At 60.3% G+C, this 21,714-nt stretch carries 22 protein-coding genes and 5 pseudogenes; 9 read left to right on the plus strand and 18 right to left on the minus strand.

Features of this window, described 5'->3' with window-relative positions:
- Positions 1 to 229 precede the first annotated feature (229 nt).
- Entirely contained in the window at positions 230 to 427 is a 198-nt protein-coding gene (locus tag C2L64_RS55430) for a hypothetical protein (protein ID WP_103154189.1), read from the minus strand.
- A 405-nt stretch (positions 428 to 832) separates the two neighbouring features.
- Here C2L64_RS55430 and C2L64_RS47470 point away from each other — a divergent pair, with 405 nt between their 5' ends.
- The 5 genes and pseudogenes from C2L64_RS47470 (at position 833) to C2L64_RS47495 (ending at position 4,627) form a co-directional block, all read left to right on the plus strand.
- Positions 833 to 1,858: an IS30 family transposase gene (locus tag C2L64_RS47470; RefSeq protein ID WP_103153861.1), complete on the plus strand. Its 1,026-nt coding sequence runs from the start codon at positions 833 to 835 to the stop codon at positions 1,856 to 1,858.
- Positions 1,859 to 2,017: 159 nt separating this feature from the next.
- A complete protein-coding gene (locus C2L64_RS47475; protein ID WP_158660632.1) occupies positions 2,018 to 2,308 on the plus strand; it encodes a hypothetical protein in 291 nt (96 codons plus the stop codon).
- A 459-nt stretch (positions 2,309 to 2,767) separates the two neighbouring features.
- Positions 2,768 to 2,931 (plus strand): annotated as a pseudogene (locus C2L64_RS55435) (poly-beta-hydroxybutyrate polymerase); the annotation flags it as partial.
- 998 nt (positions 2,932 to 3,929) lie between these two features.
- A complete protein-coding gene (locus tag C2L64_RS47490; RefSeq protein ID WP_103154191.1) occupies positions 3,930 to 4,109 on the plus strand; it encodes a hypothetical protein in 180 nt (59 codons plus the stop codon).
- A 203-nt stretch (positions 4,110 to 4,312) separates the two neighbouring features.
- On the plus strand, positions 4,313 to 4,627 hold the full coding sequence (locus tag C2L64_RS47495) for a high-potential iron-sulfur protein (RefSeq protein ID WP_103154192.1): 315 nt from the start codon (positions 4,313 to 4,315) through the stop codon (positions 4,625 to 4,627).
- 806 nt (positions 4,628 to 5,433) lie between these two features.
- On the opposite strand, the gene C2L64_RS47500 is transcribed toward C2L64_RS47495, so the two are convergent.
- From C2L64_RS47500 to C2L64_RS47525, 5 genes and pseudogenes are all read right to left on the minus strand, one after another.
- A complete protein-coding gene (locus C2L64_RS47500; RefSeq protein WP_158660633.1) occupies positions 5,434 to 6,024 on the minus strand; it encodes an NHL repeat-containing protein in 591 nt (196 codons plus the stop codon).
- A gap of 98 nt (positions 6,025 to 6,122) precedes the next feature.
- Positions 6,123 to 6,731 carry a hypothetical protein gene (locus C2L64_RS47505; RefSeq protein WP_103154194.1) on the minus strand — a complete coding sequence of 203 codons (609 nt, stop codon included), beginning with the start codon at positions 6,729 to 6,731 and terminating at the stop codon, positions 6,123 to 6,125.
- Between the two features lie 145 nt (positions 6,732 to 6,876).
- Positions 6,877 to 7,518, minus strand: coding sequence for a winged helix-turn-helix domain-containing protein (locus C2L64_RS47510; protein ID WP_103154195.1), 642 nt, complete (start codon positions 7,516 to 7,518; stop codon positions 6,877 to 6,879).
- 459 nt (positions 7,519 to 7,977) lie between these two features.
- Positions 7,978 to 9,846 (minus strand): WD40 repeat domain-containing protein, encoded by a 1,869-nt coding sequence (locus tag C2L64_RS47515; RefSeq protein ID WP_244212267.1) that lies wholly within the window; start codon positions 9,844 to 9,846, stop codon positions 7,978 to 7,980.
- A gap of 423 nt (positions 9,847 to 10,269) precedes the next feature.
- Positions 10,270 to 10,425, minus strand: a pseudogene (locus C2L64_RS47525) (IS6 family transposase); the annotation flags it as partial.
- 62 nt (positions 10,426 to 10,487) lie between these two features.
- Here C2L64_RS47525 and C2L64_RS47530 point away from each other — a divergent pair.
- The 3 genes and pseudogenes from C2L64_RS47530 to C2L64_RS47540 all read left to right on the plus strand — a co-directional run.
- Positions 10,488 to 10,754, plus strand: a pseudogene (locus C2L64_RS47530) (ISKra4 family transposase); the annotation flags it as partial.
- Between the two features lie 201 nt (positions 10,755 to 10,955).
- On the plus strand, positions 10,956 to 11,153 hold the full coding sequence (locus tag C2L64_RS56475) for a hypothetical protein (RefSeq protein ID WP_407671974.1): 198 nt from the start codon (positions 10,956 to 10,958) through the stop codon (positions 11,151 to 11,153).
- A 226-nt stretch (positions 11,154 to 11,379) separates the two neighbouring features.
- The gene (locus C2L64_RS47540) at positions 11,380 to 11,763 is read left to right on the plus strand and encodes a TraR/DksA family transcriptional regulator (RefSeq protein WP_103154197.1); all 384 of its coding nucleotides are present in this window, start codon (positions 11,380 to 11,382) and stop codon (positions 11,761 to 11,763) included.
- A 483-nt stretch (positions 11,764 to 12,246) separates the two neighbouring features.
- Here C2L64_RS47540 and C2L64_RS47545 read toward each other — a convergent pair whose 3' ends face one another.
- Together C2L64_RS47545 and C2L64_RS47550 are read right to left on the minus strand one after the other, a co-directional pair.
- Positions 12,247 to 12,549, minus strand: coding sequence for a type II toxin-antitoxin system RelE/ParE family toxin (locus C2L64_RS47545; RefSeq protein ID WP_103154198.1), 303 nt, complete (start codon positions 12,547 to 12,549; stop codon positions 12,247 to 12,249).
- Positions 12,546 to 12,803, minus strand: coding sequence for a type II toxin-antitoxin system ParD family antitoxin (locus C2L64_RS47550; protein WP_103154388.1), 258 nt, complete (start codon positions 12,801 to 12,803; stop codon positions 12,546 to 12,548). Before C2L64_RS47550 ends, C2L64_RS47545 begins: the two co-directional genes overlap by 4 nt.
- Before the next feature lie 1,084 nt (positions 12,804 to 13,887).
- Here C2L64_RS47550 and tnpA point away from each other — a divergent pair.
- On the plus strand, positions 13,888 to 14,460 hold the full coding sequence (gene tnpA / locus C2L64_RS47560; RefSeq protein WP_103154199.1) for an IS66-like element accessory protein TnpA: 573 nt from the start codon (positions 13,888 to 13,890) through the stop codon (positions 14,458 to 14,460).
- 247 nt (positions 14,461 to 14,707) lie between these two features.
- Here tnpA and C2L64_RS54375 read toward each other — a convergent pair whose 3' ends face one another.
- The 10 genes and pseudogenes from C2L64_RS54375 to C2L64_RS47600 form a co-directional block, all read right to left on the minus strand.
- Positions 14,708 to 14,947 carry a hypothetical protein gene (locus C2L64_RS54375; protein WP_167449606.1) on the minus strand — a complete coding sequence of 80 codons (240 nt, stop codon included), beginning with the start codon at positions 14,945 to 14,947 and terminating at the stop codon, positions 14,708 to 14,710.
- Between the two features lie 163 nt (positions 14,948 to 15,110).
- A complete protein-coding gene (locus C2L64_RS53820; RefSeq protein WP_158660635.1) occupies positions 15,111 to 15,458 on the minus strand; it encodes a hypothetical protein in 348 nt (115 codons plus the stop codon).
- Positions 15,459 to 16,003: 545 nt separating this feature from the next.
- Positions 16,004 to 16,162 (minus strand): hypothetical protein, encoded by a 159-nt coding sequence (locus C2L64_RS54380; RefSeq protein ID WP_167449617.1) that lies wholly within the window; start codon positions 16,160 to 16,162, stop codon positions 16,004 to 16,006.
- Between the two features lie 73 nt (positions 16,163 to 16,235).
- On the minus strand, positions 16,236 to 16,481 hold the full coding sequence (locus C2L64_RS53825) for a hypothetical protein (RefSeq protein ID WP_158660636.1): 246 nt from the start codon (positions 16,479 to 16,481) through the stop codon (positions 16,236 to 16,238).
- A 315-nt stretch (positions 16,482 to 16,796) separates the two neighbouring features.
- Complete coding sequence (phbB, locus tag C2L64_RS47575) at positions 16,797 to 17,540, minus strand: acetoacetyl-CoA reductase (RefSeq protein WP_103154202.1); 744 nt, start codon at positions 17,538 to 17,540, stop codon at positions 16,797 to 16,799.
- A 240-nt stretch (positions 17,541 to 17,780) separates the two neighbouring features.
- Positions 17,781 to 18,962 carry an acetyl-CoA C-acetyltransferase gene (locus tag C2L64_RS47580; RefSeq protein WP_103154203.1) on the minus strand — a complete coding sequence of 394 codons (1,182 nt, stop codon included), beginning with the start codon at positions 18,960 to 18,962 and terminating at the stop codon, positions 17,781 to 17,783.
- 250 nt (positions 18,963 to 19,212) lie between these two features.
- Positions 19,213 to 19,725: pseudogene (gene phaP, locus C2L64_RS47585) on the minus strand (TIGR01841 family phasin); the annotation flags it as partial.
- A 403-nt stretch (positions 19,726 to 20,128) separates the two neighbouring features.
- The gene (locus C2L64_RS47590) at positions 20,129 to 20,470 is read right to left on the minus strand and encodes a hypothetical protein (protein ID WP_103154205.1); all 342 of its coding nucleotides are present in this window, start codon (positions 20,468 to 20,470) and stop codon (positions 20,129 to 20,131) included.
- Positions 20,471 to 20,473: 3 nt separating this feature from the next.
- Positions 20,474 to 21,237, minus strand: a pseudogene (locus tag C2L64_RS47595) (alpha/beta hydrolase).
- 66 nt (positions 21,238 to 21,303) lie between these two features.
- On the minus strand, positions 21,304 to 21,591 hold the full coding sequence (locus tag C2L64_RS47600) for a GYD domain-containing protein (protein WP_103154206.1): 288 nt from the start codon (positions 21,589 to 21,591) through the stop codon (positions 21,304 to 21,306).
- Positions 21,592 to 21,714: the final 123 nt, after the last annotated feature.

The following is a 21,714-nucleotide window of genomic DNA, read 5'->3' on the forward strand; positions in this document are numbered from 1 at the left end:
TCCGCGCGAACGTTGTGCCGCCCAGGGCGGATCACAACGGGAAACGGCGGGGATCGCGTGAAGCCGATGAAGTGCGTGGCTCGGGGCACACGCAGATAGTCCGCAGGTCAACGTTGAATCGGGGCGACCGATATATCGGATGTCGAACGCCACCGAGTGGCCGCCGCTGTACACGCGACGTCACGGTGTTGCGTCAGTGCGCGGGATCGGACTCGCCGACGGCTGCTACCTAGCGTTTTCGGGCAACGGCCTGAAGCACGGAATCGCCGTCGCGGGTGAGGCGGAAACGCTGACCTCCGGACGCGAGTTGTTCCAGTGCGACCAGTTGCTGTTCCAGCAGAGTGTCAAGTGCTTCGCGGTTCAGGTCGATCTGGTCAGGTGCTGCCTTGACCAGCATTAGCGTGGCGAATTCGTGAGGGCTTAGCATGCATGTCTCTCCGTTATCTGGATTATCAGTCGTACTGACGCATCAATTACCGGTGACGCGCCATTTCGATATTCGGTATTTATTCCAGTTTCTTATATCCGGCATTGCGAATTCGGTTTTTCAAAGCCGGACCCAAATATTAAGTCCGAATGGAGGCGGGACGGGATAAAAATAATGCATGAATTTCGCATCTTGATAGAGGCGCTTTTGTCCACCGTATCGCGCCCGACGCGCATATGTTTGAAACGTAGTCTCAGTTGGTACCACAGGGCCGTGACCAGAACCATATGTTTAGCCTCTCAGGCGATGTGGCCAGACTAAATAGCCACTGAACAAATAGCTTTGCTGGTACACCCGGCGCTATCAAATCTGAAGTGCAACACCTTCCTCGTGTAAGGTGCGCACATGCAAAAAAGAAGAACGTATCAACAGCTTCAGCCTGAAGAACGCATAACCATTGCAAGCATGAAGCAGCAGGGTTCGAGTGTTCGGGCCATGGCCCGAATACTCGGGCGCCCGGCATCAACCGTGAGCCGCGAGCTGACCAGAAACACGTGTTCTGCCGTGGGCTATGCGTCTGCGCCGGCGCAGTCGCTCAGCACGAGCCGACGCGAGGCTGCGCGCCCATGTCCCAAGCTGCACCCTCAAAGCGTGTCGTGGCGCGTCGTACTCACCCTGCTGGAATGGAAGTGGTCGCCCCAGCAGATCTCAGGTACCCTCAAACGAATGTGGCCCAACGATCCGACCCAGCACGTCTCGCACGAGACCATCTACACTGCCATCTATGCGCAGCCACGCGGTGAGCTGCGCCGCCAGCTTATCGCCTGTCTGCGCCACGGCCACAGCACGCGTATGTCACGCAAGCGGGGCACTGACCGGCGCGGCCAGATCCCCGATATGGTGAGCATCCATGTGCGCCCGCCTGAGGTCGACGACCGGGTGATGCCAGGTCACTGGGAAGGCGACTTCATAAAGGGCGCCGGCAACCAGTCTTCCGTCGGCGTGCTGGTTGAGCGCACCAGTCGCCTGGTGCTGCTGGCGAAGATGGAAGACGCCACCGCCGCCTCGGCACTGGCGGGCTTCACTGCCAAACTGAATTCGATCGCCGCACCACTGCGCAAGAGCTTTACCTACGACCAGGGTAAGGAAATGACCCGGCATCAGGAGCTCAGCGCCGCCACCGGCGTGCGCGTGTACTTCTGCGATCCGCACAGTCCATGGCAACGCGGTACCTGCGAGAACACCAACGGGCTGCTGCGGCAGTATCTGCCGAAGGGCACTGACCTCTCGATCTACAGTCAGGACGAACTCGATGGCATCGCCGACAGCCTCAACAGCCGACCTCGCGCCACCCATGCATTTCATTCACCATTCGAGGTCTTCGAACGTATGCTCGCAACCGCTTCGATAACCTCAGCTTCCATTCATTAGCCCCCTGTTGCGCTTCACTCTTGAAACCGCCCCCGATTTAAACCGAATTTGCTTGATTTAAATACTAATACTTTTCAGTTAATATGATTCTCATTATCAAAATGTCAGATTCGCGAGCTACACTTCTACGAAAAATTCACGGCAACAATGAGCGAAGCGATGACCTCTCAACATGAACGAGCGGGCGTCACCACGAGCCTGACTGTGCGCGCTGCCGCCGGCCAGTTGAGAATTCTGCCTGTCTGGCAGGCGCTGGGCCCCCATGCCGCGAAGGCCAGACGGACCAGGGTTCACTGCAGCAGGAAGCACAACGTCGACGAGATGACGCTGATGTTTGAGGCGGTTTCAACTTCCGATCTGCGCGAAGTAGCCTGGCGGCTGAACGCCCAGTCCTGGGTCGTAGCGACCTCGCTTCATACCTTACCGGCCGACTCATCCATTGTCCGGTGAGATGGTGGGTAATGCCTGGTTCATCTGCAGCCAGGATCCTCGCGCTTCTGCTCGCAGTCGCTCGTGGACATCGTAGCGGGAGTAGGACCGGGGCGGAGCGGCGGTTTTGATCCTGGCAACAGGCAACAGCGAGCCGCTGCGCAACGTCCTCGCAAGGGGTCGCGAATGGCGGTTCGCTACGCCGGCCCGTTGCAGGCTTTCGGGAGCGGGACAATGCGCGAACGAGGTCCGGGGCTGCGCTCCTACGTGACACGTCCGACCTGAGCTGGCCCGCTACTGGCCGCCGACCTGGGCAGAGGGTTAGCCCCATATCCAGCCCCGCTGGATGTGGACGGGATCATGACCCATCTTGCGCATCTGCTCGACGATCTGCTCGACAGCGCTCGCATTGCGTCCGGACAGCTTCAACTGAGCCGCGCGCCGATCGACATGCGTGCGGCAATCGGCACCGGCGGTGGCGTCGGACGGGACGTTGCGATCACTCCGGGCAAGGTCGTGTACCGCAACCGTGTCATCGAGCTGATCCAGTATCAGCCGCAGACCTCAACAGTCTGGCGTGAGCCGTATTGATCGTCCCTTCGTGGATACTGAAGTACTACATTCTCGATCTGTCGCCCCACAACTGCACAACTCACTCGTTCGCTACTTTCCTCGCGGAACCCCCGCAACGAAGCGTGGGATGTCGGCCTGAACGCTTTCTGACCTGAAGCGACAACTCCACTGAACTCACTGACAGCCCCGGTTCAACTCGCCGGGACCATTTATGCCTCATTGGCACCAAGGCACGCAGCAACGCCTGCGCTCGACGCGCGGCCATTCGCTTCCGTGTGACTGCCCGTGCCCGATTGTGAAGCTTTTTTTGCACGAAAATACGCCATGGGTACGTACGTCAGCCGTCTCGCTACGCGCACGTTACGCGTACCGGCGGAAATCGAACCGCAGCCGATCAGCTGGGCGGACAAAAAACTGAAGTTGTCTGGCTTAGGCACTAATGGCGGGACCCGACTGGTCTCCAGTTGCCGATCATTTCTGCCGCATCAGCCCTATCGCGCTGAATTAACCGCTCACCAAGGACAAGGACAAAACCATCGAGGTCTCCTGGTCCGTGATTCGCTACAAAAGCAGACAATGTTTCGCCGATCGCCTGCATTAAAGAGGATTGAGTAAGGGTACTCGCGATCACCGACGACCCACGGGCTAATTCGAGAGCGTATCTGGTCTCAATCAGAGAGCGATGAGCTTTGAGCCGACTGCTTTTCGCCACTCGCCTGTTTGCGTTTCTCTCAGTCATTTAGTTGTGTTAACAACTACAACTTTTACACAAAGTTGTAGTTGATCACGTGAATCTCGCAGTTCTCACCTAAGAAAAAATCGTCCGACGCGCAGCATCGGCCTTTAAATGCCGAACTACAAAGGTACAGCCTTCGGCGACGCAAACGATGTCATTTTCTGACTTGCGCCTCACTCAGAGTTCCCATAACGTGAGAATGACAGGCCGCTGCCATTTAAAATAATGCGATGTTGATGAATGTTACTAAATGATCTCCGGAGACGGGAGACAAACACCTCGTCGCTATCCGCCAGATAATTTGTCAGTGGTATTACGACCGGCGAAAACGCAATGCCTCAAGGGCCGAAGCTCTCGGGGCCCGGCCAGCCGGCTGCCGATTTCCTGATCCAGGGCACGGCGGCGCATGGGGTGCGCGGGCTCGTGAATCTGTTCGGCATCGAATCGCCGGGCTTGACGGCGTGCCTCGCGATCGCGCAGCGTAATTGCGAAAACATTCCCGGACCGGCCTGAGCGGACGAGAGGCGCGGACTCTGGGCGAGGACGAGAGGAGGCGCACATTTGCGGGAGCGGGCCGCGGCGTTACTCTCTTCATTGCAGCGACGGCAGTGCCACAAACGATCTTCGTTGTATGCTGCGCGTTGCCGCCGTCGCAAAACGGCGGCAGTAAAGGTCCCTGCCAAACGGGTCCAACACAACACCTGGAGAATCCCCCAATGAAACAGTCTCGTCGCACGTTTCTGATTACGAGTCTTGGCGCCGCTTCGGCGCTCGCCCTCTCGCGCCAGGCGTTCGCCGATGCACCGCACGTTAGCGAAAGCGACCCGACCGCGGTAGCGCTCGGCTACAAGGAAGACGCGACCAAGATCGACAAGGCCAAGTACGGGTCGAAGTACGTGGCCGGCTCAATGTGCAGCAACTGCTCGCTGTATTCGGGTAAGGCGGGCGACGCCTTTGGCCCGTGTGCACTGTTTGGCGGAAAGCAAGTCAACGGCAAGGGATGGTGCAGCGGCTATACCAAGAAGGCCTGATCTACAGGAAGACTGCACGGGCGCGCATTGAGGATCACATCGAGCATCTGCTCGGCGTTTCGGAATGATCCGAATGATGGGTACCGCGATCGGCGTCGCGGGTGTTCTGGCTTGCGACAGGAGCCGGTTGAGCGCGGCAGGATGACACACGGATTCTTGAGGCCTGTCCGGATCCGTTCGACCCGACCGGATCACAATCGTGCAGCCGCTAGCGGCCGGAAATGCGGGAGATCACGTGAAGCGTGTCTATACCTGCCACGGCCTGGAAATCCAGGTCAGTGTCGAGACGTTTGCCGTTAAGGCGCGTTCGGTAAGTACTCAGCCGTTGTCATGCGCTGTGACGGGAAGGGGTACAGTCGGCGGCCGTCATGTCGGGCAACCATCATGACAACCGCGATTCGCGGCCCAAAAAGCCGACGCTCGCGCCGGCCGATGGGCGTGTACGGCAGGCTGCTCAATTGGGGTGCAGGTCAGTCTCGATGGGCAAAAGATACATGTTGGGGACCGCGACCATTAAGCCGGTCTCGCAGAGTGAGGTTTGGTTGTGTTTGCGGCTTCATCCGCACCGTCAGTCCAGTATTGAACTGGCAAGGCGACAAGAACCGTAGCACGTTCGGCGAGTGCGATTCGACGTCCTCTCATGGTCACACGCTGCTTCGAGTAACGACCGTGTCATTCGAAGCAGCCGTACCGACTGGCCCTTATCGTGGTTCCAACCGGGCAGCAGCAGATTTGCGCTGCCGTGCCCCACATACGCGAGGTCTCAGCGTCCGGACGCAAGTGGGGATTCTCGCACGCCTCCCACTTCAACGACCTTTGTAGCTAAGTGTCGCGGGGTCGCTGTTCCTAAAAATCAGGAACCACGGAGACTGTAGCGGACCGCCCACGGAGTTGGCCGGAACGATGACGTCGCACTGTTTCGTCTTCGTGTCGCAGCGGCGTACCTGCCCCGTTGTCTCAGAAGCGGTTCCCGTAATGGGAATGAATAGCTTTCCATCTGGCCTAAAGAGGATTGCCTGTGCGGTGGCTCTGGGGTTGCCGGTTGTCCACAATGAAATTGAGTCCAGAAGACGACCTGTCCTGCCCGAAAGCTTCAGGATTTTGTCTGTGTCGTTGGGGTCGCTGTTATTGTGAAAGCTCGTAATCCAGAGGTTGCCTTCCCTGTCAAAAACCAGTGCTTCCGGTCGATGCAACTCGGGCACCGTCTTGTTCGACGCAAACACATCGACGAGCTTCCTTGAAAATGGGTTAAAGCGCAGCAGGTACGCGATGAGCGCGTCATCCGGATTTGTCGAGATGGGGCCCCCTCTTGCGGCTACGTAAAGCAGGCCGTCAGGCCCAAAGACTACTCCGCGTGGATAGAACGCGGGCTTGAAATTGCGCCGGTCGTCGGGCACTGGCCGCCCCGTAACTCTTCCATCTGCATTGCTTAACAACATACTATTCAATCTGCGACTACTCGCAGGACGTGCGGCAATTCGTTGCGGCAACAGGCTTATTGTTCGCTGACCCACCCGTCCTCCGTCTGGACGAGCGGCATGCGCAGAGGCGTGCGCCCTGCTCCAGCGATAAGTTTCCCCATGTCGGGATACGCCTTCTGGACTGCCGGCTGCCTGACCCAGTCGGGCTGTTCTTCAAGGCGATAATGGTAAGTCACAATCGTCTCGGTCACGCCCGCAGTCGACCAGGGGGTTGTCCACCCGACAATCTTGTCGAGCGCCAGCCGACCGTAGCAAAGGCGGCCTTTGTCGTCGATAAACCTCTTGCCCGCGTCAGTTTTTTCGAAGCGCTTTCCGGGCACTCGAACACTCCCTACCTTCACCGTTGTATCCGTCTCGGCGAGTACGCCCGCGCGCGAGAGAGCTTCGAGGCCATCCGGTCCACCCGAAACCCCTCGCAGTGCTTCTATCTTCGCAACCGGGTACTCTACTGGCAGGTCGTCAATGCGGTAGCACTGGGCGTCGCTGCGCTCAAGCGCGGCAGATACGGCCCTGGCGAAGTTTTCGGTTGTTGCTTCCTTTTTGCCAGACGAGCAGGCCGAGAGAGCAAGACAAACGCTGGCTAAGCCGGCCGCCAGGATATGTCGTTTGACCATGGGTTTCATGCGCTCGTGACTGTCGCAAGAATGATACGTCAAACGGGCGTATTCCGGTGCGTCGCATGCGGCCACACGGCGCTGCCAGTCCTTCAGCCTGCGAGGCAGATATAGCCATCAATATCCGGAGCGACCCTAGCCTCAGTCGTCCCGGTCACCTGAGCCGGTAGCCTACGCCGCGCACTGTCACGATCTGCTCCGCGCCGATCTTGCTTTGCAAATCGTGCACATACGTTTCAACCTTATCGCTGCCGCACGCCTCGCTCGAGCCATCCAGTCTCTCGCTGACTTCCGAGCGCGTCAGGACGCGCTTCGGTTCCTCGATCAGCGCCTGCAGCAAGTCAAACTCTTGCGGTGCGAGCACAAGCGGCTCCCCTTTAAGCGTCGCTTCCCGCGTAGCCGGGCGCAACGACAGATCGCCGTGCGAATACACAAGGGCAATCTGCCTGGTGCAGCGGCGCAATGATGCGCGCACCTGCGCAGCGAGTTCGTCGATCCCGAAAGGTTCGACAAGATAACCGACCTTCTCGAGCCCGGAAATGCGGCTCTCTCCTGCGTCCCGCGCGGTGAGAACGAGCACTGGCATGCTGCAACTGTGCACACGGCGGCGTAGCCCGATGCCGACAGTTTCCAGAAGGCCACCATCGACCAGAAGCAGATCGTAGCCTTCGCGGTCGAGCAACGATTCGGCTTGGGGTCCATTACGCGCCCAGTCGATCGCATAGCCCGCTCCATGCATCATCTCCACGATGGGCTCGCCAATCATTTCATCATCTTCGATCAGCAACAAACGCATGGCACTATCGCTCCCTGGACCGCATCATTGTCGGGAACTCCAGCTTAAGCCCGCCTTAAGCGTCGCTTGGCTCTGATGTGATGGACGACTCCCGCACGCTGGAGCGCGCTTCGGCACACGAGAGAACAGCCGCAGCGCTTCGTGAACGTTAGCAAGACGCTCGAAGTGAATACGACCGGGTTTGATGCCCTGTTCGCGCGGGTTGTCCCGACGCCACAACTCGCGGCATACTGGGAATATCAAAGCTCCGCTACTACGGGCTTGACGAAAAGGAAGAACAGTCCAGCCCGGCGCCCTACCACGCATGCCTGCTTGTACTTGTCTACCGAACTGTTGAGTAGCGAACAAAATCACCGGTGATTTGTGCGTTCTTCACAGATGTGAAGGAATCGGTTGGTAGCCCTAGCCATGATTCCGGGCAAACGTATCGTGGCTGGACGCCCCTTCCGGATCGGCGAGTTACGATCCGCACACATTTTCCCCCTTGCGCCCGCGTATGAGAGAAAGGGCAGCTTCATCCTCGGTTGTGAGCAGGTTTGCGCCCACGAGCTTCTCCTTGCACACGGCTTCAGCCAGGCTTCGACCTCGATTCTCCATGAGCCATCGGATAGGCCACACCCGCACGGTCTGATCCGCGGATGCGGTCACCACCCGTCGACCGTCCGGGCTGAAGGCGGCGCACCAAACCGGCCCGTCATGGCCGGTGAGCTGCGCGATCATCTGTCCGGTCGCCGCGTCCCACACCCGCGCGGTTTTGTCATCGGACGCAGTCACCACCCGCCGGCCGTCCGGGCTGAACGCGGCGGACCTAACCGGCCCCTGATGCCCGGTGAGCTGCGCGATCATCTGTCCGGTCGCCGCGTCCCACACCCGCGCGGTTTTGTCATCGGACGCGGTCACCAACCGGCGGCCGTCCGGGCTGAAGGCGGCGGAAGATACTGCCCCCTGATGCCCGCTGAGCAGCGCGATCTGTTTGCCCGTGGACACGTCCCACACCCGCGCAGTCCAATCCGAGGACGCGGTCACCACCCGCTGGCCGTCCGGACTGAAGGCGGTGGAAGATACTGCCCCCTGATGCCCGCTTAGCAGCGCGATCTGTTTGCCCGTGGACACGTCCCACACCCGCGCGGCCCTATCACAGGACGCAGTCACCATCCGCTGGCCGTCCGGGCTGAAGGCGGTGGAAACAACCGACCCCTGATGCTCGCTGAGCGGCAAGATCTGGTTGCCCATCGCCGCGTCCCACGCGCGCGCGGTCCGATCCACGGACACGGTTACCACCCGGTGGCCGTCCGGACTGAAGCTGGCGGAGTTCACCGGCCCCTGATGTCCGGTGAGCTGCGTGATCACCTGGCCGGTCGCCACATCCCACACCCGCGCGGTTTTATCATCGGACGCAGTCACCACCCGCCGGCCGTCGAGGCTGAAGGCGGCGGAGCTCACCGGTCCCTGATGCCCCGTGAGCTGCGCGATCACCCGGCCGGTCGCCGCATCCCACACCCGCGCGGTACCGTCTGCTGACGCGGTCACCGCCCGCCGGCCGTCCGGGCTGAAGGTGGCGGAATAAACCAGATCCTGATGCCCGCTGAGCTGCACAATCTTTTTGCCCGTAGCCACGTCCCACACACGCGCGGTCTTGTCCGCGGACGCGGTCACCACCCGCCGGCCGTCCGGGCTGAAAGCGGCGGAGCTCACCGGCTCGTGATGCCCGGTGAGCTGCGCGATCACCTGGCCGGTCGACGCATCCCACACCCGCGCGGTCCTGTCTGCGGACGCGGTCACCACCCGCCGGCCGTCCGGGCTGAAGGCGGCGGTGAAAACCGGTCGCTGATGCCCGGTAAGCTGTGCGATCACCTGACCGGTCGCCGCGTCCCACACACGAGCGGTGCTGTCCGCGGACGCGGTCACCACGCGCTGGCCGTTCGGACTGAAGGCGGCGGAATAAACCAGATCCTGATGCCCGCTGAGCTTTACAATCTGTTTGCCCGTCTGCGCGTCCCACACACGCGCAGTCCTATCCCGCGATGCGGTCACCACACGCTGACCGCCCGGGCTGAATGTCGCGGAATAAACCCACCCCTGATGCCCGCTGAGCAGTGCGATCTGTTTGCCCGTAGCCGCGTCCCACACGCGCGCGGTTCCGTCCCAGGATGCCGTCACCACCCGCTTACCATCTGGGCTGAAGACGGCGGAATCAACCGCATCCTGATGCCCGCTGAGCAGCGCAATTTGCATTGATGCATGCGCGCCACGCATCAGTTCCAGCTCTGCTTCTACCGATCCCGGCGAAAGCCAACCCTTCCCCATCGCCAGCATGGCGAAACGCATTCCGCGATCATAATTTCCCGCGTCGTTCGCGGTCGCCGCGGCCGACGCCAATACAAGGGAAGTCTGGCGTGCGACCGTCCGAGTCTGGTGAATGATCCACCCACCCGTCACAATCACAATGACTGCGATTACGCCCAACAGTACCTGGATGCGTCGCTGCGCGCGCCCTGTCCGTAACGTACTCATATTTCTCAACGTGGCTGACGCCCCATTTCACATCGCCGGATGCAGGATCAATGTGCTGTCGCCAGGCGGGTCACACGCGATGCACACTCATCTCAACAACTTCCTGAGCGGCGTAACTAGCTGCGCTCGCAAACACGCGCGGACACGATCGATTTTCATGATCCGCGCCCGCAGACGGCCATGATTGACGTAGGGGCGTACACTGCGGATCAGGTGGTCTTGCCGGTCAGCGAATGCACGTTGAATCGTCGTGTGAGCCAGCGACAATCCCCGTTCGGCCATCATCTCGACCGGATCGCGTAGGCTGAGCTTGTAGCGGAGATACCAGCGAACACACAGAATGATGATCTCCCGATCAACATGGCGTCCACCGAACAGCTCATCCCGGGTCATCAGTTCGTTTTGCTCCGACAACTGTAACCGATTCGCCGATCCCATTTGCACCAGAACCAGCGAAGGCAGTGCGCGAATTCCGCACCTATATCGGGGCCAACCAGGCGTTCATTCCGAACTACGGCGCATGCTACCGGCACGATGAGACGATTTCCACGACGTTTGTCAGGTAGAGCGTAAACGATGTGGTCAGCAAGCGCTTTGCGAAAAAGCAGCAGATGCGTTGGACCCAGCGCGGCGCGCATCTGCTGCTGCAATCCCGCGTGCAGGTCCTGAACGACGATCTCCGGAAAACCTCCGTTCGCCGGTTTCCCGAAATGAGAGGCGGACTACCCGCTATCTCGAGCGCGGCCTGTGGCAGGAGGTCAAGGACTACATCGCAGCGATGGACACGGATCGGACCCGCGGGCACTGTCACCGCGTGCGGTCGCATGGCTCTTCACGCCGCTGTATCTGGGCGGCCTGCGCATCGCCGGGATCGGCGGAAATACCATGGCCAGTTCTTTCTGCGGCGAGCTACCGACGGGACGATGCGCTGGTGGCTGACCGTGCACGGCAAGGGAAATAAGGAAAAACTGGTCCCCGCCACCCGCGAGCTGATGACGGAACTCTCACGCTTCCGGCAATACCTGGGGATGAGCGTCCTGCCTTCGCCCCATGAGGAAACGCCCATTGTCCTCTCGGCAGGCGGCATACACAGCCGGTCACACCGGTCGCTGACCTTTTGACGCGCTGTGACGCGTTGCCACTCATTTCACCACCCGGCGTCACGGCTTCATTGGTAGGGCTTTAGCGGAGACTCAGGATCGTCAGACCGGATCGTTACTGTCGCATTGTGCTAACCGCTCGGCGGGTGCATGCTTGGTTTGGCCTGTGTGGTAGTACGCACATGACGGAACGCCTTCGCGATGCCACCCGTTGGCGTGGCGTTACAGAACACATCGAGCCTTGTCCATGATCACCCTCACCTGTTCCGAACTCGGGCTGTTACTACAAAGGCTCTGCGAGCGCCGTCGTGAGCTGCTGGCAACGCTGCACGGCGAATACGGTGATCTCGCTGGAGCACGGCCGCCCGAAGAGCTGGGCCCCGAGTCGCATCCCGACGAGACCGCATCGCGCAAAGCGAGCGATCAGTTGCGCACTGCGCTCGCGCGGCACGATTTCGACGAACTGCAGCAGATCGACGCGGCGCTGGCACGCATCGCCGCCGGCCGCTACGGGGCATGCGTCGATTGCGGCGACCCGATCGGTTATGAGCGGCTTGTCGCCGCGCCCTACACGGCCCGCTGCGTTTCATGCCAGACGGCGTTCGAACAACACCGCGTCACCCGTCAATAGGAAACCCATCAGGTCAACGTCCCCTTGTCGCGATAGACGCAGTAGCCCGTCGCACCCATCGATGCGTGCGCGCGAAAATTCGCAAGATCTAAATCGGTCCAGGTCTTTTGTATTGGCGCTCAATCTCCTGGCCTGTTGCAACCCGGCATACCCTGCGTGCACAGCCAATTCATTGGCATCCGGAAACCCCATCGGTGTGGGCACCGCCGGAAACGGCGAAGTGAGGCGCGTTTTCACTCATACGGACATCGGCATTCGGGCTCCCGATGGACTGTGAAGTATTGCCAATCGGCAAAGTCACCTTTGTGTAGAACGTCGACGCCCGGATGTGAAGCGCCCCGCTCGCCGCCATTGGGGCCCGTCGTTCAACCAGATCGCCTCGCGCGATGTCCGGACTTGTCTGGCAGGCGTCTGTCGTCGCGCTCAAACACAAGATTAGACCTGCAGAAGCAGACGGATCGCCATCGGGCAGCTCACGCGAATTCAGGGAAAAAGGATCGCGGCGTAGTTGCGCGCGCTGTGCAGGATGTGAATGACGTCGACGCGCTCGGGAGGCTCGCCAACGACACGATAGAAAACCTGGTGACCGCCGTGAACCCGGTGACGCACGCCATGGTCTTCGTAGCGCGGCACGATTGGGAATGCGACGTACATGTCGGCAAGGCGAGTGCACTCCTCGCGCAACTCGCGTACGAAACTCCGGGCGCGACGGGGATTGTCGCGGGCCATGTAATCGCCGATCGCCTCAAGATCGGCCTCGGCATCAGGAAGGATCTGGACAATCATCGCTTGGCGCCCGCCATTGCATGATATTTTGTTTCAAGCCGGTCAAACACGTCCTCGGCGAGGTTGCCCCGTCCCGCCTCCGAATCGCCAATGCCGCGCTCGATGACCGCATCCAGCGCGGTGAGCTGCATTTCGCGATCCTGAATGAGCTTCACGCCTTCGCGCAAAACCTCGCTTTCCGAGCCGTAGCGCCCCGACTCGACCAACTTCGCGACGTAGGCCTCAAGCTGTTGCCCAAGATCTGCATTGATCATAGCCATACCCCGGAATGTTCATGCGCCCAGACCGCCCAATAAATATTATAAGGCGATGCGGCCCAGCCGGATCTGGTCGAATTCGGGGCACGCGACGGAGGCAAGCCGCGTTGCACATGCCGACAACCACCGACAACAAATGATTCCAAGGTTGGCCGACGACTTTTTCAACAGAACCGCGGCAAGCCTTTCGCCTTCTTCGGCCCCTCCAGAGTGGCAAAACAAAGAAACGGGCAATTTCCCCCGGACCTCTCGCGCGAACCAATTCCGGCGGCACCGGTATCGGCCAATGAAACGCTAATGCTGAACAATCTCGGATTAACCCAAATAGACACCAAATGCAGCACAAGCGCGGGCTCCGTCTCGTTGCGGACCAGCAACTGATACAGCGTGCAACCGCTAGGCGGGCCGACCGAGTCCCAACCCGCTTTGCTTCTCCGCAGGCCTTGCATTAGCTGGTTGCAGATCGCCACGCTCGTGCCCTTCTACTTTCGAGTGCGCCGACGGCTATCATGAGAGCATCGACATGTATTGCATCCGCAGACGCTCTTGACGCTCCAGTACGACGCCACGACCGGACTCGCGTCCGTGGGGCAACGAATATGTCTTGGGGGTAATAGCCATGCTTGACCTGTACATCCGAAAATGCATGGCACGGCACAAAGAACATCGCGTCGATACAAGCTCACGCGCAGACGTCAGCGCTCAGCAAGCTGTCACGCTGGCTGGTTGCGCGCGCGCTAATCGGAAGCGCGGTCGCGGCAGTCGCGATCGTCACCGGCCTGCCAGCCACCGGACTTGCGATTTACCTGATGTTGACACTGCCGTTCGTGCTCTTCGCCTGACCGAGCCTAATGCGCAGCGGCCCTTACCGAGCGGCGAAAATTATGGGTCCAGGCCGGGTAGCCAGCGAGTCGTCCGATGAAGGCACACCTTGGCGCAACAGCAGCCACTTGTCGACTGCGACGTGGTGGTGTCGCGCTAGCACCTCTCAATTGTAAGCGGTAATGCCGGCTCGTCTGGAACCGGTGTGTGAGAAGGAACAAGATTGCGTCCGCAGCTAACCACATTGCGGACGCAGCTTATGACTGACCTACAAACTGACTTTGACTTCCTGCCCCTGCGGGTGATCGGTAAATCGGCCGACGGCAAGAACAGGTACGACCGTGAGGGCAAGCGCAAGCTGATCGAGGCGTGCCAGAAGCCCGGAGCTTCCGTGGCCGGGCTGGCACTGAAGGCCGGCGTGAACGCCAACCAGCTTCGCAAGTGGATTGGCCTGGAGCGCAAACGGACACGTCCCCGACGTGCACGGCAGTCGGCACCAGCCAGTACGCCGGCGTTCGTCCCTGTTCTGGAAGTGGTTGATGGCGGTCCGGCGTACTTGCCGCCACGGCCGTCCCTGGCCGACACCCAGCCAACTACAGCACGGCGTGAGACGACGATGCGCCCCTCGCAACGCCCGCCGTTGCCTTCACGCCTGGTGGCGCAGTTGCCCAACGGGGTGAGTCTTGAACTTGAATGTGCGCAACAGGATACGGCGCTGCTCAAGGATCGAACGCTTACTCCAGGGTCCGCGCGTCGCGTTCGCGTACTACGGCAAGAGCGACAGAGGATCGTTGGTTCTCTCATACCTGCCGTTAGACAGCAATCCGCGTGAGCGTCGGGAACGGGTCGATGCGAGCCATCGGCCCGACGATCCGCACGCAGCGTGAGCGTATCGTTGAAAAGCAACAGGCTGTCGATTTCGAAAAGCAACAGCCGCTTGCGACAGCCTTGTTGCGCAAGCGTTTGAAGGGCAACAAGTGGCGAGGTGCCTACTTGTATTTTATCTCGTACGACCATACGCCGTGCTCGGGGGGCGGGCGCCAAGTGTCGCTAGCGACGGCTCGATCCGCACGGGAATTTCACTCATCCTCGTCGCGCCATCTGATCGGCGGGTGCAGCGGCTGGGTCGTATCTATCCCGGCCATTTGCAGCGCCGCATCGATCTCGGCCAGTTCTGCACTAAAGTTAAGCTCCCACGTCTCACCCTCAGCGCTGCACATCTTCCTGTCGTGGATCACCAGCATGTAGCGCGCGAGCAGCAGGGCGTCAATCAGCTTTGCCTCGCGCTTGGCCTGATCAATGAATGCCTTGGCTTTCATGGTTGCACCTCCGCCTCAGCGCCGCGCGCACGAATCGCGCCACCGGTGTTCGATACCCAAGCCTACACGCAGTTTGGCAATTCGGTCGTGGTGCCGGTCACGAAGCCGTCTCGGAGCTGGCGTGCTCGCGACTTCTTAAGGTGCGCGCAGCAGAGGCAGCGCGTCATTTATTTTTCGTTACGCGACTCAAGTAACGGGTAAATGCTGCATCGTCATCTCCAAAGGACTGCACAACGCCGCGATCCGCCCACCAGATTAGCCGTTCAAGCACGGCGCGTTTGGGCACGCCGTAATGCGCCTCCAGACGCTGGAGGGAAAAGAACTCGCGGCCGTTCATCGTCACCACCAGCCGCTTATCATCCGATTCCGCCTCGTCCGCTGGCACCGGCTTCGCTAAGACCGTCGGGACAGCTGGCTCGGCCGCCATCCGATCACGTGACCTTGCGATCTCGTGACGAGCCTGCGCCAACTGCTTTGTGCAGCCGCTCACAGTCGAGGGCAAGCGCATCATACTCAGTTTTCTTCACAGTAACGGGTTTTTCGTCCGTCCACGTCGGCCCCGGAGGCTGATGCAATCGCTCACGCCCCGGGGCCAGTCTCATCGTGGCTGTTCACAACCGGTGCCGGTGCAGTGTGGACCGATGCCACCACCACCCACGTCTGTGTGCTCAGCCGCCTTGCGATTTCGGCCAGGTCCGCGGGTGAAACGGCCCCTAACATGACCGTCACTTCGTCGAAGTTGTGCTTTTTGTTGTGATGAAACCGCGTGCGTTTCGCCTGCGCGGCGTGCGGTCCCAAAGCCTGCCAGACTGGAATGACCCGCAGTTGACCTGCGACAGTTCGCACTGTGATGCTCGACGACGGGGCATCGGCCCGATGCTTGTCTGGATATGTCATAGCAGTGATTCCAGGTCGACGGTTGCCCGTCGCCTGATGACTGTGGTCGCCCGCGCATCGCGCCGGCAATTGATGGAACGCAGTTCACGCCCGCTGTCGGGCGACCGCCCGGATCGCCGTTTCTCGACGCCACGAGCGCACCTACCAGACAGACGGCGGTCACTGCCGACGCCGCATCACGTCCCAGCAGTGATGATGGTCCATCCGCCTGAGCAACCGCTCCCGCAGATGTTCGCGACGATAGTGGCCAATGACCAGCGTCGCTACGATTGCGAGCACAAACGAACCAACAATCACGCCCACCCAGGGATCGATCATGGCGAACTCCTTTCTGCATGCGAGTGCCCATTAAAGTTCAGTGTAGACGGCCACCCCCGGAACTCGCAATACATCATCTGGCATTCTTCAGCGCATTGGTAAAGCCGTCCAGCTTCATCAACAATACTGAAGCCTGCGCAACGGTAGTTCTCGAGACGGCCTGTCTAGCCAGCAATGCATTGATCCGGTTCCGCCAGTATTCACGTTGCACGACGGGAAGTTCCACGCTGACGTCATCACTGATCTGTACCAGGCGCTCACGTTCAAGCACCATATTCCGGATATGCAAGAACTCCTGCCGCTCATCGTCATGCATCATTGACTGCCTCCGACAGCTCTTCTCCGCATTTCTCGTGTTGGGTGTGCAAGCGATTCAGGCGATGCATATTGAATTAAGCTTAAGGCCTCAATGTTGCGGGGCCTATGAAAAAACTCACGGCATCGATGTTCCCTTACCACTTGTTGCGGTACCGGTCGGCGCAGCACATTGGTCGATCTTTTTCAGATTACGGCGTCGCCGGACCCATGTCGTTCTTCGGGACGATTTGAGCGCGCGGAAACGCGACGCCGCCGGTCATCGCCACAATCGAATGACCGTTTGTGGCGATGACGCCGCGACCTCAAGGCCAGCCGCTCACTCCATATGCTGGCCGCCGTTGATCGCAAGGTTCGCCCCGGTGATGAACGCTGCCTCGTCCGAACACAGGAACGCAACGAGCGCCGCCACTTCCTGCGGTTTGCCCAGACGGCCGGCGGGAATTTGCGGCAGGATCTTCGTTTCCAGGATGTCCTGCGGGATCGCGGTCACCATTTTTGTCGCGAGATAGCCCGGCGAGATCGTATTGACCGTTACGCCCTTGCGAGCAACCTCGAGTGCAAGCGATTTCGTGAAGCCGTGCATGCCCGCCTTGGCCGCCGCATAGTTGGCCTGGCCGATGGCCCCTTTCGAACCGTTGACCGACGAAATATTGACAATGCGGCCCCAGCCGCGCGCAACCATACCTTCGTACAGCGGTTTAGTCATGTTGAACACCGAATCCAGATTGGTTCGGATGACCGCGTCCCAGTCGACCTTGTCCATTTTTTTGAGCGTCATGTCCCGCGTGACCCCTGCGTTGTTCACCAGGATGTCGAGCGGGCCAACCTCAACCTGAATCTTCGCCGCACAGTGCTGACACGAGTCATAGTCGGCCACGTCCACAGGATAGGCGCGAAACCTGTAGCCCTGGGATTCCATTCTGGCCAGCCAGTCATTTGCGCCGGCATTGCTTGGTGAGTATGTGACTACCACCGCGCAATCCGCATCGTGCAGTTTCATGCTGATCGCTTCTCCAAGGCCGCCCATACCGCCCGTCACTACCGCGATTCGCTTCGTCATCCTACTTATCCTTGATGTTACTTTCTGCGAGAGTTGTGAGTTTTCAATGGCAGCGCTGCATCTACCACCACTGTCTTGCAGCAATGCGTTGCCGCCGCCGGCTGGACCGAAGATTACGGACTCGACATTGCTCAAATCGCACGATTGCTTGTTGGCTTCGAATATCGCGCGAATGGAGAGCAGTTCGTCTGCGCGCCAGAGTACGCGTCGCAAACGCACCGCTTCACATGAGTTGAATGATTAGACGCGCTCGACTGCGAGCGCCACGCCCATGCCGCCGCCGATACACAGCGAAGCCAGGCCCTTCTTCGCATCGCGCTTCTGCATTTCGTGCAGCAGCGTGACGAGGATACGGGCGCCCGACGCGCCGATCGGGTGACCGATCGCGATCGCCCCGCCGTTCACGTTGATCTTCGACGTGTCCCAGCCCATCTGCTTGTGCACGGCCAGCGCCTGCGCCGCGAATGCCTCGTTGATTTCCATCAGGTCGAGGTCGTTCACGCCCCAGCCCGCACGCTCCAGACAACGGCGCGATGCCGGCACCGGGCCCATGCCCATCACCTTCGGATCGACGCCCGCGTTCGCGTACGCCTTGATACGCGCGAGCGGCGTGAGACCCAGCGCCTCAGCCTTCTTCGCCGACATCACGACAACCGCCGCCGCGCCGTCGTTCAGCCCCGACGCGTTCGCCGCCGTCACCGTGCCTTCCTTCGAGAAGGCCGGCTTCAGTCCCGCCAGCGATTCAGCCGTGACGCCGTGGCGCACGAATTCATCCGTTGCGAACGACAGCGGATCGCCCTTTCGCTGCGGAATCTGGATCGGCACGATTTCATCATCGAAGCGACCGGCCTTCTGTGCGGCTTCCGCCTTGTTCTGCGAAAGCGCCGCGAACTTGTCCTGGTCTTCGCGTGAAATGCCGTGTTCCTTCGCAACGTTCTCAGCCGTCACGCCCATGTGGTACTGGTTGTACACGTCCCACAGGCCGTCGACGATCATGCTGTCGATCAGCTTCGCGTCGCCCATGCGGAAGCCGTCGCGCGAGCCCGGCAGCACGTGCGGCGCCGCGCTCATGTTTTCCTGGCCGCCCGCGATGACGATGTCCGCGTCGCCCGCGATGATCGCGTTGGCGGCCAGCATCACGGCCTTCAGGCCCGAGCCGCACACCTTGTTGATGGTCATGCCGGGCACTGCCATCGGCAGACCGGCCTTGATCAGCGACTGACGCGCCGGGTTCTGTCCCGAGCCCGCCGTCAGCACCTGACCCAGGATCACTTCGTTCACCTGCTCAGGCTTGAGGCCCGAGTGCTCCAGCACGGCGCGGATCACCGTGGCGCCCAGTTCCGGCGCTGCAATCTTCGCCAGCGACCCACCAAATTTACCAACGGCCGTACGGGCCGCCGATACGATCACAACATCAGTCATTTCCACTCCTTAGATGACAATACGCAACCTTGAATTGCTCTAACCATTACGCTGGACTTGCCGTGGCACGTCATTGCGCGTAGTCAGGTCCCCCGAGAACTGGGCAACGGAATCAACATGGAACTTGCAACGCTGCCAGCTGAGTGCGCGAAGCGCGCGACATGACTTTCCGAACCGGTTTATTGGATCAGCCAGTCAGGGCATAAAAACGCTTGAGTGGCGCAACGGGCAACCTGTCGCGGTTCAACCCTTACTGCTTCGCTGCGCGCGACATCTGCGCGGGGGCCTGCTGGCCAGCCTTCGAGGCAGCGGCACTCGTAGCGGCAAGGTTGCTTTGCGTTAATTCAATGGCTTGCGTGGCAGCCTTGCGCACCGTTTCATACGTGAGGCTGGCTGTCGAGAACGCCGATTTCAGCACTGTGATGGCGGCTTCGGCACCGGCGGGTGCGCTCGTCGCAAAACTGTCGACGAGCGTTTGCGCGTCGCGGTTCTGCTGCTCGTGCCGCGCCTGCGAGACTTTCAGCAATTCTGCTTGTGTACCCGAAGCGATTTCATACAGGTGGCGGTTATATGACAACATCTTCTCGGCCGCGACCTGCATTGCGTTGATCTGACTCGTGACGATCGCCTCCGTGGGCTGGCCAGAGAGCGCTTCTTTCCAGCTTACTTCGCCTTCTGCAAGCGCAGACCTGAGCAGATTCAGTGCGGCCACTTTCTGTAACCCTTGGAATGCCTGATTCGTCAGCGCGAACAGGGTGATGACATTGCCCTTGTTGCAAAGGAACCAGTTGTTCTGTGAAAACGCTCATTAAGATCGCCTATTCATTTAGCATAACGAAACGCCCGTCCGTCATTGCGTCACCACAAGCAATGAGAAGTGCGAACCCTAGCCGCCTAACACGGCATGGTGCGATGCATCAATTGAGGAATCATTCTAATATAGCGCATCTAATATTTGGGATGACACTACGTAGGTGATTACCCGTACGTCGGTCGGCCTGATTAATTACTCCAGGGCAGCATGCGCAACTGCTTCGAAATTGATGCCCGTCAGGTATTGATTGATACCTAAAACAGCGTTGAACGCCACTTCAGAACCGCGCCGACCGAGATGTTGCTCCCGCGAGGCGCGGCTATCATCGCCAAGTATCGTCGCGCCGTGGCGATCATCGCCCGGTCAGCATGCGGAGGATTTTCTGTACGATGCACTCATGCTGCTCCAGCGCCTCATCGAGCGTACGTGCTCCGTAGCTCTCGTTGTCCCGCTCCTGCATTCCGGCAACACGGGTCACGAACAGCAGGGCCTCCCCGTTACCCGCTTCGGATACACCGCGGAAGCGGGTCGTGACTGTCACGCCGGATTCCTCCATCAATGTGCGGCGAAAGATCAGGTCGTTCTCAGACATCCAGCGCGACCACTCGCTGAAGTCGAACACCTCGACCGGCCTGTTCTTCCCATCGAGGACGTACAGGCGTTTGCGTTTGCGTGGGACGGTGCCGGGTTTCATATTTCAATAAGGTGGCGTGAGCAGGAAGCTGATCGCCTCCCGCCACCAGGTCTCGTCGACGCGCCCGATCCAGTCGTTGTGCTCCGCCGCCTTTACGACTATCAGCTGTCTCGGACCGGCCAGCGCGTTGTAGAGCGCCTCGCCGAAACGCGCGGGAACGATGCTGTCGCTTTCCGCCACCACGACGAGAACCGGGCGGTCGAACGACGCCAGGCAGGTCACGCTGTCGTATCGGTCGCGCAGCAGCCATTTCACGGGCAGCCACGGATAGTGGTGAGCGGCGACGTGCTCAAGCCGATCCCATGGCGTGATGAGCAGCAAGCCTGTGACCTTGTCGCGTTCGCGCGAGCCAGTCGAAGCCGCGACGCCGGCCCGAGCGATTCACCGATGAGCACCAGCGGCGCGCCGTATAAGCGATGGGCGAGCGCGATGGTCTGTTGGGCATCGGCCACCAGAGTCTCTTCGCCGGGCGCGCCGTCGCGGGGCCCGTAGCCCGGATATTCGGCGAGGATGACCCGCAGCCCGAGCCGGGTGAGCACCCCGGCGTAGAACGAACGGTGTCCGGCGTGCCCTGCATTGCCGTGAAAGACGATGGCCGTGCCGCGCGCCTCTGCGGCCGGGCTGGCCACGAGGCCCCGAAACGCCTCGGGCGTCGGCCAGGCGCGAAGTCCGCCGGAAACGAGGTCCTCGATTCGGGCTTTCTCGGGGAAGTAGAGAAAACGATCCTGCAAGATGGCGGCTCCCGCGACTACGATCAGACACGACACGCGGCGGTGAAATGCGGCATCGACCTGGTGATTGTGATCGCCTCAGGCCCGACTGATCTAGCACCGCTACAGCGATGCAATGAATACGTCCCACGGCGTTGCCTGCATGGTCTCGGTGGCGGCGTGTCCGCCGCCGCGGATGATCAGCGCCGCCCGCTCACGCTGTTTCAGATCATTCGACTCAGCAACATCGACGACGTCGAAGCGACCGAGTGTCGGATAGCTGTCCTTCCAGGTGACAGCGGGGCATTCGGCCTTGATCTTCCCGGCCACTGTGGCGGCGAGTTGCTTCAGATCCATGGGATCCTTGAACGCGTCAGAAGCGAGACGGCTGAGGATGACGTACGTAGCAATGGCATACCTCCGTGTAGGATATTGCTGCGCAATCAGGCACGGCAGTCACTCGGAAGCAGATGGCCGCGCACCGAGCGGAGCCGTTGCCGCGCGTCCTGGCGGCGCTGAAGTGACAATTGCCCC

Origin of the sequence: Paraburkholderia hospita (assembly GCF_002902965.1) — a bacterium.
Classification (GTDB): domain Bacteria; phylum Pseudomonadota; class Gammaproteobacteria; order Burkholderiales; family Burkholderiaceae; genus Paraburkholderia; species Paraburkholderia hospita.

Coding starts and splice junctions, on each gene's coding strand:
- C2L64_RS55430 (WP_103154189.1), bottom strand. CDS start 427: ATGCTAAGCCCTCACGAATTCGCCACGCTAATGCTGGTCAAGGCAGCA.
- C2L64_RS47470 (WP_103153861.1), top strand. CDS start 833: ATGCAAAAAAGAAGAACGTATCAACAGCTTCAGCCTGAAGAACGCATA.
- C2L64_RS47475 (WP_158660632.1), top strand. CDS start 2,018: ATGACCTCTCAACATGAACGAGCGGGCGTCACCACGAGCCTGACTGTG.
- C2L64_RS47490 (WP_103154191.1), top strand. CDS start 3,930: ATGCCTCAAGGGCCGAAGCTCTCGGGGCCCGGCCAGCCGGCTGCCGAT.
- C2L64_RS47495 (WP_103154192.1), top strand. CDS start 4,313: ATGAAACAGTCTCGTCGCACGTTTCTGATTACGAGTCTTGGCGCCGCT.
- C2L64_RS47505 (WP_103154194.1), bottom strand. CDS start 6,731: ATGAAACCCATGGTCAAACGACATATCCTGGCGGCCGGCTTAGCCAGC.
- C2L64_RS47510 (WP_103154195.1), bottom strand. CDS start 7,518: ATGCGTTTGTTGCTGATCGAAGATGATGAAATGATTGGCGAGCCCATC.
- C2L64_RS47515 (WP_244212267.1), bottom strand. CDS start 9,846: ATGCGTTTCGCCATGCTGGCGATGGGGAAGGGTTGGCTTTCGCCGGGA.
- C2L64_RS56475 (WP_407671974.1), top strand. CDS start 10,956: ATGCGCTGGTGGCTGACCGTGCACGGCAAGGGAAATAAGGAAAAACTG.
- C2L64_RS47540 (WP_103154197.1), top strand. CDS start 11,380: ATGATCACCCTCACCTGTTCCGAACTCGGGCTGTTACTACAAAGGCTC.
- C2L64_RS47545 (WP_103154198.1), bottom strand. CDS start 12,549: ATGATTGTCCAGATCCTTCCTGATGCCGAGGCCGATCTTGAGGCGATC.
- C2L64_RS47550 (WP_103154388.1), bottom strand. CDS start 12,803: ATGATCAATGCAGATCTTGGGCAACAGCTTGAGGCCTACGTCGCGAAG.
- tnpA (WP_103154199.1), top strand. CDS start 13,888: ATGACTGACCTACAAACTGACTTTGACTTCCTGCCCCTGCGGGTGATC.
- C2L64_RS54375 (WP_167449606.1), bottom strand. CDS start 14,947: ATGAAAGCCAAGGCATTCATTGATCAGGCCAAGCGCGAGGCAAAGCTG.
- C2L64_RS53820 (WP_158660635.1), bottom strand. CDS start 15,458: ATGATGCGCTTGCCCTCGACTGTGAGCGGCTGCACAAAGCAGTTGGCG.
- C2L64_RS54380 (WP_167449617.1), bottom strand. CDS start 16,162: ATGATCGATCCCTGGGTGGGCGTGATTGTTGGTTCGTTTGTGCTCGCA.
- C2L64_RS53825 (WP_158660636.1), bottom strand. CDS start 16,481: ATGATGCATGACGATGAGCGGCAGGAGTTCTTGCATATCCGGAATATG.
- phbB (WP_103154202.1), bottom strand. CDS start 17,540: ATGACGAAGCGAATCGCGGTAGTGACGGGCGGTATGGGCGGCCTTGGA.
- C2L64_RS47580 (WP_103154203.1), bottom strand. CDS start 18,962: ATGACTGATGTTGTGATCGTATCGGCGGCCCGTACGGCCGTTGGTAAA.
- C2L64_RS47590 (WP_103154205.1), bottom strand. CDS start 20,470: ATGAAACCCGGCACCGTCCCACGCAAACGCAAACGCCTGTACGTCCTC.